General features: G+C 39.5%; 16 protein-coding genes, 2 tRNA genes and 1 other RNA gene. All 19 read right to left on the minus strand.

Features of this window, described 5'->3' with window-relative positions:
* Window positions 1–1383: amidohydrolase (locus tag IJ535_RS09310; RefSeq protein WP_294301716.1), on the minus strand; the 1383-nt coding region annotated here is incomplete at its 3' end.
* Between the two features lie 18 nt (window positions 1384–1401).
* Window positions 1402–2643, minus strand: a complete 1242-nt coding sequence (locus tag IJ535_RS09315; protein WP_294301719.1) for a 6-phosphofructokinase — start codon at window positions 2641–2643, stop codon at window positions 1402–1404.
* Between the two features lie 30 nt (window positions 2644–2673).
* A complete protein-coding gene (locus IJ535_RS09320; protein WP_294289220.1) occupies window positions 2674–2934 on the minus strand; it encodes a hypothetical protein in 261 nt (86 codons plus the stop codon).
* 31 nt (window positions 2935–2965) lie between these two features.
* Window positions 2966–3499: a phosphatase PAP2 family protein gene (locus IJ535_RS09325; RefSeq protein ID WP_294301722.1), complete on the minus strand. Its 534-nt coding sequence runs from the start codon at window positions 3497–3499 to the stop codon at window positions 2966–2968.
* A gap of 3 nt (window positions 3500–3502) precedes the next feature.
* Window positions 3503–4036, minus strand: a complete 534-nt coding sequence (locus IJ535_RS09330; RefSeq protein WP_294301724.1) for a CarD family transcriptional regulator — start codon at window positions 4034–4036, stop codon at window positions 3503–3505.
* A gap of 188 nt (window positions 4037–4224) precedes the next feature.
* Window positions 4225–4570: RNase P RNA component class A (gene rnpB, locus IJ535_RS09335), an RNA gene on the minus strand.
* A gap of 36 nt (window positions 4571–4606) precedes the next feature.
* Window positions 4607–6271 (minus strand): nucleoside kinase, encoded by a 1665-nt coding sequence (locus IJ535_RS09340; RefSeq protein ID WP_294301726.1) that lies wholly within the window; start codon window positions 6269–6271, stop codon window positions 4607–4609.
* Window positions 6272–6273: 2 nt separating this feature from the next.
* Window positions 6274–6990 (minus strand): tRNA (adenine(22)-N(1))-methyltransferase, encoded by a 717-nt coding sequence (locus tag IJ535_RS09345; protein WP_294301729.1) that lies wholly within the window; start codon window positions 6988–6990, stop codon window positions 6274–6276.
* A 32-nt stretch (window positions 6991–7022) separates the two neighbouring features.
* Window positions 7023–8138, minus strand: a complete 1116-nt coding sequence (rpoD, locus tag IJ535_RS09350) for an RNA polymerase sigma factor RpoD (RefSeq protein WP_294301784.1) — start codon at window positions 8136–8138, stop codon at window positions 7023–7025.
* Window positions 8139–8435: 297 nt separating this feature from the next.
* Entirely contained in the window at window positions 8436–10205 is a 1770-nt protein-coding gene (gene dnaG / locus IJ535_RS09355) for a DNA primase (protein WP_294301732.1), read from the minus strand.
* A gap of 25 nt (window positions 10206–10230) precedes the next feature.
* Window positions 10231–11247, minus strand: a complete 1017-nt coding sequence (locus IJ535_RS09360; RefSeq protein WP_294301735.1) for a deoxyguanosinetriphosphate triphosphohydrolase — start codon at window positions 11245–11247, stop codon at window positions 10231–10233.
* 172 nt (window positions 11248–11419) lie between these two features.
* Window positions 11420–11504: transfer RNA gene (locus IJ535_RS09365), tRNA-Leu, on the minus strand.
* 145 nt (window positions 11505–11649) lie between these two features.
* Window positions 11650–12507: a GDSL-type esterase/lipase family protein gene (locus IJ535_RS09370; protein ID WP_294301739.1), complete on the minus strand. Its 858-nt coding sequence runs from the start codon at window positions 12505–12507 to the stop codon at window positions 11650–11652.
* 8 nt (window positions 12508–12515) lie between these two features.
* Window positions 12516–13880 carry an MBOAT family O-acyltransferase gene (locus tag IJ535_RS09375; RefSeq protein WP_294301741.1) on the minus strand — a complete coding sequence of 455 codons (1365 nt, stop codon included), beginning with the start codon at window positions 13878–13880 and terminating at the stop codon, window positions 12516–12518.
* 87 nt (window positions 13881–13967) lie between these two features.
* Window positions 13968–15779, minus strand: coding sequence for a carboxylesterase/lipase family protein (locus IJ535_RS09380; protein ID WP_294301744.1), 1812 nt, complete (start codon window positions 15777–15779; stop codon window positions 13968–13970).
* An 871-nt stretch (window positions 15780–16650) separates the two neighbouring features.
* Window positions 16651–16734 (minus strand) — tRNA-Leu (locus IJ535_RS09385).
* Between the two features lie 58 nt (window positions 16735–16792).
* Window positions 16793–17239 carry a D-aminoacyl-tRNA deacylase gene (gene dtd, locus IJ535_RS09390; protein WP_294301747.1) on the minus strand — a complete coding sequence of 149 codons (447 nt, stop codon included), beginning with the start codon at window positions 17237–17239 and terminating at the stop codon, window positions 16793–16795.
* A 14-nt stretch (window positions 17240–17253) separates the two neighbouring features.
* Window positions 17254–18552 (minus strand): glycoside hydrolase family 27 protein, encoded by a 1299-nt coding sequence (locus IJ535_RS09395; protein ID WP_294301750.1) that lies wholly within the window; start codon window positions 18550–18552, stop codon window positions 17254–17256.
* A 20-nt stretch (window positions 18553–18572) separates the two neighbouring features.
* Window positions 18573–19268 (minus strand): precorrin-2 C(20)-methyltransferase, encoded by a 696-nt coding sequence (cobI, locus tag IJ535_RS09400; protein ID WP_294301754.1) that lies wholly within the window; start codon window positions 19266–19268, stop codon window positions 18573–18575.
* Window positions 19269–19610 lie beyond the last annotated feature (342 nt).

A 19610-nucleotide genomic window follows, 5' to 3' on the forward strand; every position in this document is an offset into this window, starting at 1 on the left:
CATCTCCAGTGTGCCTCGCTCCTTCTCATCAAACAATGAATAAGCCCCATTATATGTAGCCATTCTAAGAGCATCGTATACTGAAACGGATTCTTCAGCATTGGTATTGTTACATGCATCATGAATCCATTTAATAGGGTCAGGATCCGATGCTGGTGCATCTGAATTGAAGCACACCCTGATTCCCAAATCCCGCATTGTCTTAAGTGGATTAATAAATTTATACTGATTTTCTGAAAGTATTCCCTTAATGTACTCTTCAACACCATTAATGTGAGAAAGCAACGAAGGCTTAACAGAAATCATTATATTATATTTAGCGCAAATCTTTAAGCATCTTTCTGTTGGAAGTGAGCCATGCAATATAATGTGTCTATGGTCATACCTTGGGTAATCCTCCAGTGCCATTGCTATTGCATTGACGGCTTGCTCAAAGGCAGCATCTCCCACTGCGTGTAATGCAATCTGATAGCCTGCACGGTTAGCATTTATACAGAATTTCTGAACATCAACATCATCATAATATGACACACCCTTATGCTTAGCTCCTGCATATTCATCAATAAGTGCTGCATCCTGATTAGCAAAGGTTCCATCCAGATTGGCAAACACCACTCTAGTCATGTCTTTCTTTGCAATCTTGTCTACATTGGCACATTGATAAGCCACACGAATCTGCATGCCATTATCAAGTCCCTTTGCAACAGACCGTTCCATATCAAAATCGTAGTCCCTAACAAAGCCCAGGCCGCTGGCAGAGCAAATAAGTCCAACTCCTTTGCTTGCCAAAAAATCTGCTGTCTCCACCATGGAATCTATAACCTTCTTAGTAGAAAGGCCATGGGATACAAATTCTGCCGCAGCCACAAAGGCTTCCTGCTTAAGCTCACCAGTTTCTGGATTGAATCCACGTAAGTTTTCTATCTTGGATTTTACAGCATCAATAAACATGCTGTTACAAACAGCTGAATGAGCATCATGCTTTAAAATGATGGCAGGCTTGTTTGGACAAGCCTTATCCATCTGCTCTCTAAGAATCAAATATCCCTCTGATACAGCAAACTCTGTAGCACCAAATCCTACCACAATGTTTTCTTTGGTGGTGTTAGCATAGTTTTCAAGCTGCTCAAGAATCTTTGCATTAGAATCTGCATCACTAATAGGAAACATCCTGTGTAATACAGAAAAGCCTGAATAATGGGTGTGCGTATCAACAAATGCAGGAAGCGCAACGTTTGCTCCTAGCTCAATAGGTGGCACAACCTCATATTGAGTAGGCAAAGTATCACCGATATAAGCAATTCTACCTTCTCTTTCAACTAGATAATTTGCAATCGTATTATTTTCATCACATGTAATTATTGTTCCATGAAAAACCTGCATTTTACCCCTCCATACATTTTATTTTTTTCTTTTTGGTCTGCAAATATGACGAGGAATTCCATCAACCATGATAGGAGCCACATCCCCTTGAATAAGTGGCTTAGCATAAGTGATGAATGCCTCTGTTACATAAGTACCATCATGTGTAATCCAATTTCTTGGAACCAGCTTTTCGTCGTTTGCAATCTTGTGAACATCCTTAACCTCTGTTCCGCACTGATAAGGATCATCTGAATGACGAATAAGAGTTACCATCTTACCTGTATCACCTTCATCTGCAGCAAGCACTGCAGCACCACCTACCTGATATGCCTCAAGGATATCAATACGTGACGCAAGATGAGAACCTGCACGCTGAAGTGTTGAAAGCTCAATAGCTCTGGTCTTGCATCCAATCTCGCGACCAATAAAGTTGCATAGATATGATGCTGTACCTGTAAGCTGCTTGTGGTTAAATGCATCTACAAACTCTACATTATCTCCAAGCTCGCATACATACTTGCCTTCCTTGGTATGAATTCCTTCTGAAACACATACTACAACAGAATGTTGCTGGGCTAAAAGCTTTTCTACTCTTTCTTTAAATTTGTCAAGGTCAAATGGAACCTCTGGAAGATATATCAAATCTGGTCCCTCACAATCCTCGCCCTTTGCTAAGATTGAAGCGCCTGTAAGCCAACCGGCATTTCTTCCCATTATCTCCACTATAGTAACAAGTCCCTTATCATATTCAAGACAGTGACCATCTCTAATGATTTCCTTAACAGATGTACCGATATATTTAGCTGCACTACCATATCCTGGTGTGTGGTCTGTAAGAGCCAAATCGTTATCGATTGTCTTAGGGCATCCTATAAATCTGATGTTTGAACCTGTGATAATTGCATAATCAGAAAGCTTCTTGATGGTGTCCATGGAATCATTTCCACCGATGTAAATCAAAGCTTCGATTTCGAGCTTGTTGAGAATTCCGAAGATTTTTTCGTAAGTTTCCATATCCTCGTGGATTTCTGGAAGCTTGAAGCGGCATGAGCCAAGATAAGCAGCTGGTGTACGCTTTAGAAGCTCTACATCCAAATCATTCTTGATGTAATCGGAAAGGTCTATGTAATCCTCTTCCATTAATCCTTTGATTCCGTGGAGCATTCCGTAAATCTTATTTGCACCACGATCCTTTGCTGTCCTGATAACTCCTGCCAAAGAAGAGTTGATTGCGGCGGTTGGTCCGCCTGATTGTCCCACAATTACGTTTCCAGTCATTTCATAATACCTCCCAACTATTATTAGTAACTAGTCTTCTCTAGGGTCATCCCTGAAAAAACCTGCGATAATATCGCACACACACCAAATACCTCCTCCAATAGTGGATGCGATAAATATCTTAAATATATTGATTATGAGAATGCCAGCTGTAAGTGTCCCCCCTGTAAAGCCAGTTACAAGCCAATAGACAGGACGAACAAACAACCAATATCCTCCAATATACAATCCTAATACTGAGCCAAGAACGCTAAAAAATATAGCCAAAGCCTTCTTTGCATTTTTCTTCATATATCACTCCCAAACGAAAAATATATTTATATTAAAATGGTAGCATAACAAGACCGAAAACGCCACAAAAAATACCATAACAAACAATTGATATGATTAATGCCATGAAAAAACCTGCCACAACATCCTTTATAAAGTGTACTCCGCCAACCACTCTTATGATGGCAAGCAAGAACCCCAGCACACAAATAACAGCTCCAACCACTGGAAAAGCCTGAAAAACTGTGAATGCAACTATGAAAATAGAAAAAACATGCCTGCTAGGAAAGCTTTTGCCCTTAGTATCCTTCTTAAGAACCGGTGTAAACCCATAAACCTCGTATGGTCTTGGAGCACTTAAAAGCTTTCTGTAAACACTTACGATAATAAATGAAACCCCTGGTATCAAAATGCTTCTATATAAAAGAAGCCCCTTATCCTCAGGAATCTGTAGAAATCCATAAATAAGAAAGATTAAATACACTATTACTGTGATATAAGTAATGGCCTTGTCTAGCACATTAAGTGCTGTGACAAGACCATTATTATTTTTAATTCGCTCTGTAATTTCTCTGTAAGATATCATAAATTAAGCACCTATAAGGAGTGTATCCTGTAGGCTAGCCTTAACTGCGTCCTCAAAAAGATTCTGTGCATAAGCAATATCCTTACCCATTGCAAATGCCATTTCCTCATATAGCTTACGACCTGCTACATTAAGAACCTTCTCATCCATAGCCATAACCTTCTTACCAGCTGCAATACGATTCCATTTTCTGATAAGAACTGTCTTCACTACACTAGCCATAGACTCTGGTGTGAACTCAGCCATAACTGCTTTGAATTTGTCCTGAAGGGCTCTCTCGTTAGCCTCTTCAATACACTCGATGTCGTCAATGTTGTCAAGAATTCTAGTAAATGTGTCAAGTCCAGCTACCGGACGAAGCCTAACAGTTGAACCAACAATTGGAGTAAATACTTTTGCGCCTGCCTTAAATACTGGAGACATGCAGTAGTAAGTTTTGCGAGAACCTTTGCCCATAAGCTCCATGTCATCAATGTCTTCCACCTGACAAACTCCACTACCCTCATGAACTAAATAATCGCCTACCTGATAATCCATTTTTCACCATCCTTCTAAACCATAACAACAAGTACCTCCATAACTCTTCCCCTTTGACTTAACATAGTTATAGTATATCACCTTTTTCGGTTAGAAGGACACAAAAATTTCACATTCGTTAATAATTCCCACTAAAAAATAAAATTAGCTTATCTTTTTTGTAAATATTGTCCTATATTCAGACAAATTAAAAGGGTTAGACTGTGAGCCGGGTTATGTCTTTTAAAGTAGTCATCTATCTAGGACCACTGTCGCCAGTGGCCTCAAGCGTTCAACCTAGCGCTGGCGGGCCGCGTACGCGCTGCTTAGAACTTGCTTCGGATGGGGTTTACATGGCTACCGTTGTTACCAACGGTACGGTGGTCTCTTACACCGCCTTTCCACCCTTACTCATATTGCTATGAGCGGTTTATCTCTGTTGCACTATCCTTGGAGTTACCTCCACCAGCCGTTAGCTGGCATCCTTGCCCTGTGAAGCCCGGACTTTCCTCTCCCCTACCATTACAGTAAGGCAGCGACTACTCATCTAGCCCCTTATTTAATTGTTCTAAATCCCGTAGGAAAACGGATTTAAAGTATACAACTTCCACCTATGAACTCTCTTACCAGAGAATTATTAGGAATATAATCTGGTGCCATAGGTAAGAAGTAATCTAATAGCTTAATAAGCCTCTTTGCCTCAGCATACATAGGATGGTCTGGCTCTATAGCGTATAACTGAGGATCGACGTATAATTTTAACACAGCCATCTCATAAATTAAAGCCGTATTAAACAAATAATCTGCTTTTTCTTGGAATGGGAAAATATATTTCTCTTCTCCTCTTCTAACTGAATCCCACATAGCTATGGTTTCAGCAGCAGATGTGGCGCGTGTTCTAGAGTCACGCACTATTCTTCGAATCAATCTTCCATCTGTAGTAGACAGCGGATTGTGCTCGTCTATAGAAAGCTGTGTCAATGCTGACAAATAAATCTTATATTTGCTTTCTGCTGGAAGTGATGCGCTCATTCTATCATTAAGCCCGTGGATACCCTCTATAACTAAGATATCGTTTTTGCCTAACTGCATGTAATGGTCGTTGTACTCTCGCTTACCAGTCTTAAAGTTAAAGTTTGGAAGCAATACTCTTTCTCCCTTAAGGAGCTTTACCATACATTCGTTGAAATATGGAACATCAAGACCTTCTATAGATTCAAAATCCTTTTCTCCATATTCATCAATAGGCATCTGATCACGGTTCAAATAAAAATCATCCAGTGGAACAGGATGTGGAACACATCCTAATGCCCTCAGCTGAGCTGAAAGCTTATGAGAAAATGTAGTCTTGCCTGATGAAGAAGGACCTGCCATCATAACAAACTTAACATCTTTTCTGTCTACAATAGTACGGGCTAATTCCCCGATATTGCGCTCCATGATAGCTTCCTGGGAAAGAACTATGTCCTTAATCCTGCCTTTTGCGATTGCCTCATTTAAGGCTCCTACAGTAGGCACTCCCATGGTCTCGCCAAATTTAGAAGCAGCCTGTTGAACAGAAAACAGCTTCATCGGTCTGGTAAACTCAGCAACCTTTCTTGTGTCCCCTGTAAGCTTGTTGCCGTTAGGGAACATGAGCATAACTCCATTTTCAAATTTAAGTAAATCAAAATATCCCAGACAGCCTGTAGATGGAACCATATATCCGTAGAAATAATCCTTGCAGCCATCCAAATTATATACATTTGTAGTAGAGCTGGTTCGATATTTTAAGAGCTGTTCCTTGTTAATCATATTATAATTATGGAACATCTCTCTGGCCTGGCTTGTTTTAATTGTATTCTTTTCAAGAGGAATATCCTTTTCTACCAGGTCATGCATTACCTTTTTCAATTCCTCTATTTTTCCATCTGTAATCTCATCAACGCCTTCAAAGGTACAGAAATCTCCCTGCCCTAAAGAATGCTCTACCCTAAGATAAGCATGTTCTGGACGTGGATAAACCTGCATAAGGGCACGCTGTAACAAAAACACAACGCTTCGCCTATATGCCCTTCTGCCATCCTTATCTGCTGTAGTTAAGAACTCAATCTCAGCATCTTCAGTTACAGCCTTGCTTAGTTCTGTAAGATTGCCATTATATTTAGCAAGAACGATATCATCCTTGTAATCTTCCTTATGAAGTGCAGCAATCTCAATTAATGTAGTGCCATCTTTAAATGTCTCTTCTTTCCCGTTAATGATTACTTTAGCCATGGCTACCCCTCCATTTTGCTTAAGAGCCTGTCTATGATACTAAGCTCTTCTTCAAGCTCTTCTATTCTTTTTTGTATAGGTGAACCCTCTGCTATATCCTTTCTGGAATTTAACTTTTCTAGAATTGACAAGTATTCATTTTTGTTTTTTTCAAGAAGCCTTACAAGTAATGGCAATTTCTTTTTAATGATAACAGGGCCATACAATAGCTCTTCTTTTGATAGCTCAAAAGATGAATCAGGTGTATAGCTAACCTTGATAATCGGATAGATTTTGCCTTCTTCTATGCAAAGCTCTTCATCTAAAAACGAAAAATGATTGGAAGCTAAGAACTCTCTTAGCTTATCATATTCAGATTGGGGCTCTACTATAAGCGTCTTTGCGCTCCTTGCCACATCAATACCTGCATCAAGTATTCTAGTAATAAGTGCGCCACCCATACCACAAATACATATGGTATCAGCTTCGGCTTCTGTAAGCTTTGCAAGGCCATCAGATAATCTAAAATCCACATTATCTAAAAGGCCGTGAGCCTTAACATTTTCCTTAGCTGAATTAAGTGGTCCTTTGTTTACATCCATTGCAATGGCCTGGTTGCAAACACCTCCTTCTAATAAAGAGATAGCTAAATAGCCATGATCGCAGCCCACATCGCAAACGGTGTTACACTTAGGCACCATACCATATATAATTTGTAATCTTTCCGATAATTTTATCATTTATTTATGTCTATTCTGTATATTCTTTTATTTTACTGGTCTAAGTAATCCTTAAGCTTGCGGCTTCGGCTAGGATGACGAAGCTTTCTTAAAGCCTTTGCCTCAATCTGACGGATACGCTCACGTGTAACGTTGAATTCCTTACCTACTTCCTCAAGTGTACGAGCCTTACCATCTTCAAGACCAAATCTAAGTATAAGTACTCGCTGCTCACGCTCTGTAAGTGTATCAAGTACTTCGTGAAGCTGTTCCTTAAGAAGTGTAAATGTAGCAGCTTCTGCTGGAACTGGCACATTCTCATCTGGAAGGAAATCACCAAGGTGGCTATCTTCCTCTTCACCGATAGGTGTCTCAAGAGATACTGGCTCCTGAGAAATCTTTAGAATCTCATGTACTCTGTCTACTGTAATTCCCATTGCCTCAGCAATTTCTTCTGGAGTTGGTTCACGGCCGAACTCCTGTAGTAACTGACGTGAAACTCTGATAAGCTTGTTGATAGTCTCAACCATGTGTACAGGAATACGGATTGTACGAGCCTGGTCAGCGATAGCACGTGTGATAGCCTGACGAATCCACCATGTAGCGTAAGTAGAGAACTTGTAACCCTTATGGTAATCAAACTTTTCAACAGCTTTCATAAGACCAAGGTTACCTTCCTGGATAAGGTCAAGGAAAAGCATACCACGTCCAACGTAACGCTTAGCAATAGAAACAACAAGACGAAGGTTTGCCTCAGCAAGCTTATTCTTAGCCTCCTGGTCTCCCTCTTCCATTCTCTGGGCAAGCTCAACCTCTTCCTCAGCAGAAAGAAGTGGTACCTTACCGATTTCCTTAAGGTACATACGAACAGGATCCTCGATGCTGACTGAATCTGGAACTGACATATCAATGTCTTCCATATCCTCGTCATCGCTTGCAAGAAGAAGTGCATCTGATGGACCAGATGAGAAGTTTACATCGATGCCCTTCTTATCAAGGTATGTAAGAATACGTTCCATCTGCTTAGCATCGATTTTGTAATCCTTTAAGAACTCTGAAATTTCGTAGTCTTCGATAATGCTCTTCTGTGACTTTGCTATTTTAACAAGCTCTGCCACCTTAGAATCAAGCTCATCGCTTCCGAATGAATCCTCATCGTCATCATCCATATCGTCATCTACGTCAACAGATGTCTTTGCACCAACTGATGCTAAGAATTCATCTACGTCATCATCATCTTCTGTCTCATCAATGTTGTCAAAATCATGCTCGTTAAACTCAAGATCCTCAGCTGAGATTTCTTCCATATCACCGAAATCTACATCCTTGTCATCAGCCTCTACATCAGCATCATCTTCCTCTGCTGCCTCTGCATCAGCCTCTGCTAAGAAAGCATCAGCTGCAGCCTTTAAATCTCCGTTTTCGATTAATTCGTCAACTTTCTTTTTTGCCATTTTAATTCCTTTCTAGATTGAAATATCTAAGCGTTCAAGACGCTGTAGTTGCTTTTTACCATCCACTAAGCTCTTTAAATCTGCCCCGTTTTTCTGTGCAATCTCCAGTGAATTCTTTTTTATTCTAAGCAATGTCTCCTTAAGAGCCTTGCTAAGATCCGTATTGTCTGTCAGCTCTCCAACTGTTGTGTTGAAAATAGCTGCCACAGTCTTACGCTCCTCCTCTTCCATAAACATATCTACGATTCGAGCTGTATCAACTGTTTTGTCTTGGCTAAGGCTGTCAAATACCTCAACCGCAACCTTTTTATATACCCCCTCTTCAAAATCCTGTGGGGATACATAATCCTTTATCTTAGGATAAATATCATTTTGTTCAACAAGCCATGTCAAAAGAAGTCTCTGGGACATCTTCATACCATCATCCTTAGGCTTTTGAGCTGTACTTCTATTTTCTCTTGCTGCTGTATTTGATTTAGCAGTGATTCCCGACTGGCCAAGCTCTATGATGTACTTGCCAAGTGCTGCCTTTGGAATATTAAACCTTGCTGCAACAGATTCCGTATAGTTTTCCCTTTCAAGCTGAGTAGGAAACTCTGTAACAATCATCCTTGCAACTTCCTTTTGAAAATCAGATTTCTTCTCAGGGTCGGTAAGGTCGTAATTCTTCTCTTTCATCCTAACCTGATACATAAAGCTGTTTTCAGCATTTTGAATACGTTTTTCATATTCCTCGGCTCCTAGAGCCTTTATAAACTCATCAGGGTCCTTGTAAGGGGACATATTAATAATCCTGCAGGAAATGCCCGCATTCTTAAGAATAGGTATCGCCCTAAGGGCAGCTTTTTGCCCGGCACCATCTGAATCATAGCTAAGATATACATCCTTAACATAACGTTTAAGCATACCTGCATGGCCTTCTGTAAGGGCTGTGCCAAGGGATGCTACTGCATTATCAAAGCCAGCCTGATGAAGGGATATAACATCCATATAGCCTTCGCATAGTATAAACTGCTGTCGCCTTGTCTTTCTAGCAAAATACAAGCCAAAAAGTGTTTTGGATTTGTTGAATATTTCCGTCTCAGGTGAGTTCAAATATTTAGGCTCTCCATCTCCCATTACTCTTCCACCAAAGGCAACCACCTTGCCATTAGCATCGAATATAGGAAACATCGCCCTATTCCAAAACTTATCATGACCGCCACGCTTTTCATCAATGGTAACAAGACCACAGTCCTTTAGGATATTATCATCATATCCCTTGCCTCTAAGGTATTTGTACAAAGAATCAGAGTATTTGCTGGTACAGCCTAAGCCAAATTTATGAAGGGTATCAGCTGTAAGCTCACGCTTTGTAAAATATGCCATAGCCTGTTGCCCCTCAGGGGAACGAAGCATTTTGTAATAGTAGGCTGCCGCTTCCTTGTTAATTTCAAAAAGTCTAGTTCGCCTATCGGCACGCTGACGCTCCTGGGCTGTCATCTCCCTCTGCGGAAGTGTAACTCCACACTTAGGTGCCAAATCCTCAACCGCTTCCTTGAAGGTCATGTTCTCGTACGCCATCAGAAAGCTGAAAACATTTCCTCCTGCGCCGCAGCCGAAGCAATAATACATTTGCTTTTGCGGGCTAACAGAAAATGAGCCCGTCTTCTCATTATGAAAGGGACAAAGTCCAAAATATTGGCTGCCCTTTTTTTGTAAGTTAACATATTTTGAAATTACATCGACAATATCTGTTCTGGAGCGAACTTCTTCGATGATTTCATCAGAATAATAAGGCATTTATTCTCCCGAAAAAAAATAATTTTTAAAATCCATCTACTACCCACGCCTTAGGCATAAAGTATTCGTTGAATTTGGTAATACAATATTGGTCTGTCATACCTGAAATATAATCGCAAATAATACGTTCCTGGCTAGTGCCATCATCTTCCATTGCTCTATATCTATCAGGTAGCTCTTCAAAATGATAGGTGTAGTATTCGTAAAGCTCACGAATCATACGCTTAGCCTTTACTTCCTCTACCTTGGCAACAGAATCCTTGTAAACATTGGCAAACATAAATGCTCGTAAATCCGACATAGCCTCTTCGATTTCAGGTGACATCTTAATCACAGGGCTATCCTTGCTTTCGATGATAACATCATGAATAAGTGTGTCTAAGCGAACTGCTGAGGTCATACCAAGTGTCTTTCTGATTTCCATTGGTATATCTTCCTCAGTAAGAATGTGTGCCCTGATAGCATCATCAATATCGCTATTAACATAAGCTATCTTATCTGACAATCTAACAATCTGTCCCTCAGGTGTGGCTGGATGACCGCTGGTTTGGTGATTGCGGATGCCATCGCGAACCTCCCAGGTAAGGTTAAGACCCTGGCCGCCCTTTTCAAGCTTTTCCACAATACGCACACTCTGCTCAGAATGCACAAAGCCAGTAGAGCACATAGCGTTAAGCTGTGCCTCACCTGCATGACCAAATGGTGTATGACCCAAGTCATGGCCTAGTGCAATAGCTTCAACCAAATCTTCATTAAGACGAAGAGCCTTAGCTATTGTTCTGGCATTCTGTGAAACTTCAAGGGTATGAGATAATCTGGTTCTGTAATGATCACCCTGAGGTGTAAGAAAAACCTGTGTCTTATTCTTAAGACGACGAAACGCCTTGCTATGAAGGATCCTGTCTCTATCCCTTTGGAATAAAGGTCTGATATCACACTGTGGCTCATCCTTCTCTCTACCACGCGAATTAGTGCTCTGGGTAGCATAAGGACTAAGTGTCTCTCGTTCCATCTGCTCAATCATTTCTCTAATTGTGCCCATTTTTGCCTCCCTTTATGCATTATAACGACACTCCTATAAAACATATTACATGGAAAAAAAGGATATCCTTTTTTTGAACAAAAAAAACTTTTCTTCGCTAGTTGCATATCTAATCTTGTGCACAATAAAATGAAAAGACCAACACATCTGTGTTAGTCTTTTCATTTTATCGTGCGGAAGATGGGACTTGAACCCACACGACTGCAATAGCCACAAGATCCTTAGTCTTGCTCGTCTGCCAGTTCCGACACTTCCGCATGTCCTTCGCTAATTAATATCTCTCGCGACGACTCATTTATAATAGCTCCCAAAGCCCATTTCGTCAACACTTTTTTGAAAATTAAAGTGTCGAATTTTTAAACACCATATCTGAATATTCTGACACATCCCTTTTCATGTCCTTTATTCTACCCCATGTTCTAGTAAATACTGGTGCCATGGCTCGTAGCAGGCCCCCTTCAAATGTACACCATCTCCTGTGGTCTCAGCCCTAAGATTTCCATTTTCATCATCAACAGCTTCATTGATATCCAGATAAAAAACTGTACGATTATCAGCCAGGCCTTTTATAGCTTCGTTTCTAATATTGATATTTGTATTGTTATATAGTTCATCAGTGTTGTTCTTTTCTTCTGACACATGCATAATGCTGTTAATAAAAATAGTTGCATCCGGCTGTAGATATTTTAGTCCCTCAATTACCTGAGCATATACCTTACGAAAGCGTTCCTCATCACCAGTTCCCAGTTCATTAATGCCAACCATAAGATAGATTTTTTTGAAGTGTTTTCCCTCTAGTGCTTTGGCGATAGACATTTCCGTACCATCTTCTGCCTCTATCCACTCCTTGTTTCTAATATCAAAAATGGTAAGAGATTTTTTAGCAAAGAATGTAGCCCTAGAATCTATTGCCGCACAGTACTGGGATAAACCAACCATTCTAGAATCGCCAATAAATAAAGCATCATCAAAATATGAATCATCTACAGTTTTGAATTCTTTTATCTCTCTAGCTTCTTGTTGAGCCACTGTAACCGCTGAGGAAGCAGTTTTTTCCTCTTTATTTTCAGGTAAAGAAACCTTTGTCCATGGAAAAACCCCATCTGTCATAGCCTTAAAAGGCACTGCTTCCATGGGAACCTTTGCAAAATTACTATAGTAATCCTTATAAACAGAATTCCTTAAGCAAAATGAAGTAATCGATATACCTATGGATGTAATTGTAATTAAACTAAGTAATAAAAAACCTTTTACTTTCATAACATCACCTAAAATCTAAGATACATAAATGGGTTGCCAGCCGAATTTGACAAGCTAAAAATACTAATAAAAAACATAACAAAAATACAAAGAACAACTAATATATTATCCTTGTGCTTTTTATAAAATCCAGTTAAGGCAGGTATCGTAAATACGATACCAAGCAATAAATACAGCCAGTAATCTGACAAATAGTAATATATATCATTTTTATTTACTGCAACCGAAACATCAATTACAGGAAACATTCTAAGCAAATATACACGTAAGCTCGACAGCGAATGTATTGCAAAAACCACCCATGTGATTGGAATAATAACAAGTACATTGATGTGGCCTATTATAGCTAAAAGCTTAGGGCTACGGCTAAGAACAAACTTTTCAAAAAGGATAATGACACAAATAGACATAGCCCAAACAAAAAAGTTAGCTGTATAGCCGTGCCAAATTCCTGTAAGAAGCCAAACTATAAAAATATTAATAGCTGTGCGTCCCTTTCCTTTTCTGCTGCCACCTAAAGGAAAATACACGTAATCCTTAAACCACTCCCCCAGGGTGCTATGCCACCGTCTGTAAAATTCTGAAATAGATGAAGACAAATATGGCTGATTAAAGTTTCTGATAAATGGGAAGCCAAGCATCACACCAATTCCTGCTGCCATTAAAGAATATCCCCAAAAATCAAAATATAAATTCAGGGAATAAGCATAAGCACCAAGCCATGCAAGTGGTGTGGAAATACTCTCATATCCAATAACCTTAATATCACTCCACAAAACAGCCAAATGGTCTGCTATGATTGCTTTCATAAATAGACCGCAAGCCATTAGCTTAAGCCCCTCTTCAATCTGAGTTAAGATTTTGAATAATCGCTCCTTCTTAGCCCCTTCTGCCTTAAGCCACATAGGATTATTCTCCACATAGCTGAATTTGGCAATAGGACCAGAGATAATCTGTGGAAACATAAGGAAATAATCCGTCGCTTTAATAAAGCTGACTTCTTCTATCTTGCCCCTATATAAATCCACCTGATATGAAATCATTTTGAAGATGTAGTAGCTTAGGCCAAGTGGAATGATTAAAGATAAACCTGCCAGCTTAGAAAACTTAAAAAGCCCGAGCACTGACACATTAAGCACCACAATAACAGCAAGTACAGCCTTAGAGGTAGTCCTTTTTATTAGCTTTGCGAATAACAAATTAATAACTGTCATGACTACAAGCACTAAAATAAGCCTTGGCTCATTAAGATAATAAAAGCCAAGGCTGCCTAGCAACAAAGCCCACTTTCTAAGTGAAGCAGGCATAATATAATATATAATTAAAAAGATTGGTAGCAATCTAAAAATAAAATTCAAATCAGAAAAGGTCATCGGTATTCTCCCTAGTTATAAAATCCAATATCAGTATACAATAACCTTTTCCTTTTTTCTCTTAATATTTCTAAATATACTCAAATTTTATTTAATTGAGTTTTGATATTTATCAATAACCTGATAAAGCTGATGGTTTGGATCATCTATCATCTTGATAGTTGTATCAAGCTGTAATAACTTATCCTGGCCTTCTGCACGCATCTGCCACTTAGGCAATCCCGCTCCATTAGGGTCTCCTGTCTTGGCAAAATTAACCCAATACTGCTGCATTATATCAGAAAGCTTATAATCCTCGTCACTATAAAGCCCTGGATGACGCCAGAGATTTCCATAAGCATAAGGCAATTCTCCCGCATGATAATTAGACAGCATATTATTTTCTTTAGTAAAATAATATTCATAGGCAGGCTTGCCCTGTTCAACCATATAGTTGTTCCATAAATAATGTGAATAACTAAACCATATAGCAGAATAAGCTTCGTTCAAAGCCCCTTTAGCATCTCCCAAAGCATCCACTATGAAATGCTGGTCACGCTGAGGTGAATCTGCTGGCACAACATTTGCCATTTCTGAGGCATAATCTTCTAAATCCTCTGCCAAAAGCTCTTCATAGTTATCAGCAGTTGCCTTAATGCCAAGATTAAATGCATCCGCTTCCTTAGCATTAAAGCCATTTAACAGTGCCTTTTCATGGTTTTTGCCCTTTTCATAAGTAAGATAAGGCTGCTCTACTATGGCATAGCCATCTACTGTCATAGCTGACTGGTCGGTAGCTGTTTGCACAAGCTTTTCAGCTGGAATATCTCTTAACTCCTGTGACGAATTAACACCGAACTCTTCCCTAACTTTATCCCCCTGCACTGTAGCCTCATTATAGTCTCTAAATGTATGAAATGGCTTGTGCGCAAGGATTCCGCTTGATTCTGCAATAGCATAATTAAACATGCCTTCTGTAAGAGGCGATACACATATTGCATTCACACTTGAGGAACCTGCTGATTCCCCGGCAATGGTAATCTGATTAGGGTCGCCTCCAAATGCAGCTATATTTTCCCTCACCCAGTTAAGGGCTGCTATCTGATCAAGTAAGCCATAGTTTCCAGTAGTTCCATTAGGTGATTCTTCCTTTAAGTCATCGGCAGTGTAATAGCCAAATACGCCCAAGCGATATGCAAAATTAACAACGATAACTCCTCTTTTTGCTAAATCCTCACCACGATATTCTGTGTAAGATGACTGACCTGTAGTAAGACTGCCACCATGGATGTAAAAAATTACTGGAAGAGGTTCTTCTGCCGCATCCCCTGGTGCATACACATTAAGATACAAGCAATCCTCGCTCATAGGCTCTAAGTACTCATCACCAAACTTTACCTGATAATCATGCCACCCAAGGATATGTGAAAGGCTATTATATAATGTGTTTCCTCTAGACTGCATTGCCATAGGGCCAAATGCATCGCAGGCCTTCACTCCCTCCCAGGCTTCCGGTGCCTGTGGCTCTTTGAATCTAAGCTCTCCCACAGGTGGCTTAGCATAAGGAATACCTGCATAAACTTTGGCAGAATGGTCAGCATTATATACACCTGTCAAATCCCCTTGTGTGACATGTACCACCTCTGTCACATCAGGATTCTTGTTATCCACTGCTGGAACATTCTTGTATGGTGGGCTGGTCATAAGATAATTAATACAAAGAATTCCTATAAAGGCTCCCCAAATAATTAATTGGGTTCTAAGATTGAGCTGGCCTTTTTTAGTAAGACTGCTTCTTGTTAGGATTGCTGCCACTGCTGCAAGTACCCCAATAACCCATCCTAAAATAATATTTTTGGATAATTCTAGAATGATTAAATATAGGATTGTCAAAAGAATAATTAAACCTGTAAACAACATAAAAGCTCCTTTATCAATTCTACGCAATTAGATTTTATACAATTTATTATAAATCCATTTCTAGCTTCAGGCAAGGAAATTTATTTTTTCTTGAATGTATAGATTCAAATCTATATAATATGCTTTGCCTGGTTGCATAAGTTTAGAAGGGACAGAATAATGATGTTGTTCGTAGAACTAGCCCAGTTAGCAGTGAATATTATTCGCTTGCTATATGAAATCTGGCACAATCGTCGCGAAAGTGACTGCTAGTTAGTCTAGCCTTATAATGCAACAGAAGCTCTTCTGGAAGGGCAGTGTAGCCTGTAAGCTCAACCCGTTCAATTGAGACATTAAATCTTATGCCACCCACAGGCAAGGCACCACAAAAGAGAGTGGAGTTGTATTATTTGACAATATTAAAAAAAGTGTTATTATGATTATACGAACAACAGAGGTCATTATTATGAACTTCTAATCGCAGCCTGAACAACTGCAACAATGTAGCACCCTTTTGGGTGCTTTTTGTTTGTCAACACTTTTCATAGTGTAAATTCTCACAAAACATCTTATCGAACATTGAAATATCTGACAAAAATATTTTTAATCACCGAATTGACTTGCAATTTAATATCAAGGGGCTATAATAGACTTATCAAATGACAGATAAATAATTTTTTTGAAAGGGAGGTACGGTCCACCAGAGAATTAAGTTAGTAATTATTCAAAATCTAGGAATTGGAGGTATAGTCCACCAGAGAATTGAATGTAACACGCGACAATGTAACTGATAAAAATAGATAGATTGAGAGGTATAGTCCATTGGGATCGATAATTAGGGGCGGCACCAGTTAGGAATCGGTTGATTTCGAATTGGTGTCGCCCGTTTGTATGCAGAAGATGGGACTTGTACCCACACGATATTGCTACCACAGGCACCTGAAGCCTGCGCGTCTGCCAATTCCGCCACTTCTGCGAACATTTAGTATTCTATAGAATTTCCGCCTACAAGTCAAGGCTTTAGAAGGGGAAAATCAACAAATATCATCAGAATCTAATATGATTGTAAATGGTCCATCATTTAAAAGGGAAACCTTCATATCTGCACCGAACTCTCCCGTCTCAACATGAAACTGTTCACTGCACTTTGAGATAATATATTCATACATTTCATTTGCCATATCAGGGGCGCCTGCCTCTATAAAGGATGGGCGATAGCCCTTCTTGCAATTAGCGTACAAAGTAAACTGAGAAATCAAAAGCAGCTCTCCGCCTACATCTGTAAGGGAAAGATTGATTTTGTCGTTCTCGTCATCGAATATGCGAAGCCCCAAAAGCTTCTTAACCATCTTATCAGCAATTTCTTTAGTATCGCTGTCAGAAACACCTATCAGCACCAAAAATCCCTTGCCAATCTTACCTATTACATTTCCATCTACTGCTACTGATGCCTCAGTTACTCTTTGTACTACAAATTTCATTGTTTACCTCGCTATTATTTTATTTCAATCGCTAAAACCGAATGTGGATTAATAGCTTTACTATAATCCGCTGTTATCTTATATTCCTCTTTTGTCCAGATGTCTAAACCATTAAAGCTATCTGAAGATACTGCTGCAAAAACATCTGATTTATAATCTGCAAAATCAAAAGCCTTATCAGATAGATTAAACACCGCAACTGCCTTCTTTCCAGCAGCAGCATTTTCTGTTACCCATATAGCATAGTCATCATCTCTTGCTATCTGATGCGCCCTATATCCATCCTCCATATAAGATAACAATGTCTTATTGGTAAGAAGAGATAAATCCTCATCTGATAACTTAGTAAGCTCCGCTCCTATCATAAGTGGTGAGCGGAACATGCACCAAAGTGTCATCATTGTTTTTGCTTCATCCATAGTGAAATTAGAATGACGCTCACTGTTAAAGCCTGCACCAACCATTCCTATTGGAAGCATATCGCAATCTGGAAAGCAGCCAGCCCTAACATGATCCTGCCACATTTCACAGCGCCAGAACATGTTCTTAAGAAGCTCCCACTTATCCCAAAAATCATCAGTGATACGCCACATATTAGCATTGTCCTGATAATGGAATGCCTTATCGATGTGAGCTGGTCCTGGTGAAAGACTAAGAACAATTTCACGGCCAGATTTCATAATAGCCTTATGAAGCATTCTGGTTTCATGCCAGCCACTGAAGTTCTCATCCCTGTACATCCATGAATCACAAATGTCATCGCATTTAATAAAATCTACACCCCAGTCAGCATACATGCTAATCAGGGAATCATAATAAGCCTGGCCTTCCTTGCAGTCTCTTACGCCGTACATATCAGGATTCCAACCACAGATGCTGGATGGATCTGCAATATCTGCTGCTGTCACAGCTGTTCCATATACTGGAAGATGACGCTCTGCTGCAACACGTGGAATGCCTCGCATGATATGAATACCAAACTTAAGACCTAAGTTATGGCAATAATCTGCTAGAGCCTTAAAGCCAACCCCTCCTTTAGCTGATGGGAAGCGTGTAGGGCTTGGTATAAATCTGCCATACTCATCTATTTCATCATCACCAAATGGAATGTACTGATACTTGTCACGCATGGTGGCAGCATCGTTTGAATACCATTCAATATCAACTACTACGTATTCATAGCCATAATCCTTAAGATGCTTAGCTAGAAAATCTGCATTAGCCTTTACCTGCTCCTCTGTAACCGCAGTGTCATAATAGTCGTAGCTATTCCACCCCATAGGTGGAGTAAGCGCAAAATCATTTTTATTCACCACATTAACCCCCATGATATTTATTTTTCTTTGATGATGATTGTCATCATATATTTGCAAGCCTCTGGAATCATCATCGCGCCTTTGTAGATTTGCTCTGTTTCTTTACCGCAATCTACTACCGCATATACGATAATTTTATCAGCCTCTTCTAAAGGAATCAACTTTTCTTTGATGACTGAAATATTTTTTCCACTCTTCATTATAATCTTAGTTCCAGAAAGCTTTAGCTCCTCATCTATGTTCCCCTGGCCTGAGATGATATGGATATTCTCCTCTCCTTCGCTTAAAAGAATACCTGCCGCTGCTGCAGAACCGCAAAAGGATGTTATGCCGTTTATTATCTCTACCTCTATACCATCCTTTTTGGCAAGCTTCATAATATAGCCAAAGGTAGAATAAACTGTAGGATCACCAATGGTAAGAAATGCCAGGTTATATCCTTCCATCAATAGCTGTTTGTATTTTTGGTAGAATTCCCCATGGATTTTCTCCAAGCGCTCCACGTCACTTGTCATTTCAAAATCCAGACTGATTGTCTTTTTATATCGTATTTCCGGTACAGCAGGAAGTGCGATTTGATAAGCCATGCACTTACCCTTGTCAGCCTTTGGAAGACAAATAACATCTGCTTCCTTAATAGCCTTAACAGCTTTAAGGGTAAGCATATCTGGGTCTCCCGGCCCCACTCCTATTCCAAATAATACTCCAGCCATATTTGTCCTCCTGTCTAACTAATCTATTCCATTTCAGTTCATAATCCACTTGTACTAGGAAGGCATTCAAGAAACTTTACTAGCTACAATTGAAAATCCATTATAGATAGTAGTGAAAAATCAATTAACTACTATCTAACATCAAAAATAAGCTCTAGGTAGTATACTTTTTCAGCCCCATTACTATCTATAGTAATAAATACATCACAGATAGTAATCTCATACTAATTCATTACTATCTATAGCTGACAATAATCCCTAGATAGTAGTTTACTCTAAAATCACTACTATCTACAACTCGAAATCTCACATAGATAGTAAATATATTCAGATTCACTACTA

Source organism: Pseudobutyrivibrio sp. (assembly GCF_017471675.1).
Classification (GTDB): Bacteria; Bacillota; Clostridia; order Lachnospirales; family Lachnospiraceae; genus Pseudobutyrivibrio.

Coding starts and splice junctions, on each gene's coding strand:
- dtd (WP_294301747.1), bottom strand. CDS start 17,239: ATGAAATTTGTAGTACAAAGAGTAACTGAGGCATCAGTAGCAGTAGAT.
- IJ535_RS09375 (WP_294301741.1), bottom strand. CDS start 13,880: ATGACCTTTTCTGATTTGAATTTTATTTTTAGATTGCTACCAATCTTT.
- rpoD (WP_294301784.1), bottom strand. CDS start 8,138: ATGGATGATGACGATGAGGATTCATTCGGAAGCGATGAGCTTGATTCT.
- IJ535_RS09370 (WP_294301739.1), bottom strand. CDS start 12,507: ATGAAAGTAAAAGGTTTTTTATTACTTAGTTTAATTACAATTACATCC.
- IJ535_RS09330 (WP_294301724.1), bottom strand. CDS start 4,036: ATGGATTATCAGGTAGGCGATTATTTAGTTCATGAGGGTAGTGGAGTT.
- IJ535_RS09345 (WP_294301729.1), bottom strand. CDS start 6,990: ATGATAAAATTATCGGAAAGATTACAAATTATATATGGTATGGTGCCT.
- dnaG (WP_294301732.1), bottom strand. CDS start 10,205: ATGCCTTATTATTCTGATGAAATCATCGAAGAAGTTCGCTCCAGAACA.
- IJ535_RS09360 (WP_294301735.1), bottom strand. CDS start 11,247: ATGGGCACAATTAGAGAAATGATTGAGCAGATGGAACGAGAGACACTT.
- cobI (WP_294301754.1), bottom strand. CDS start 19,268: ATGGCTGGAGTATTATTTGGAATAGGAGTGGGGCCGGGAGACCCAGAT.
- IJ535_RS09325 (WP_294301722.1), bottom strand. CDS start 3,499: ATGATATCTTACAGAGAAATTACAGAGCGAATTAAAAATAATAATGGT.
- IJ535_RS09380 (WP_294301744.1), bottom strand. CDS start 15,779: ATGTTGTTTACAGGTTTAATTATTCTTTTGACAATCCTATATTTAATC.
- IJ535_RS09340 (WP_294301726.1), bottom strand. CDS start 6,271: ATGGCTAAAGTAATCATTAACGGGAAAGAAGAGACATTTAAAGATGGC.
- IJ535_RS09315 (WP_294301719.1), bottom strand. CDS start 2,643: ATGACTGGAAACGTAATTGTGGGACAATCAGGCGGACCAACCGCCGCA.
- IJ535_RS09320 (WP_294289220.1), bottom strand. CDS start 2,934: ATGAAGAAAAATGCAAAGAAGGCTTTGGCTATATTTTTTAGCGTTCTT.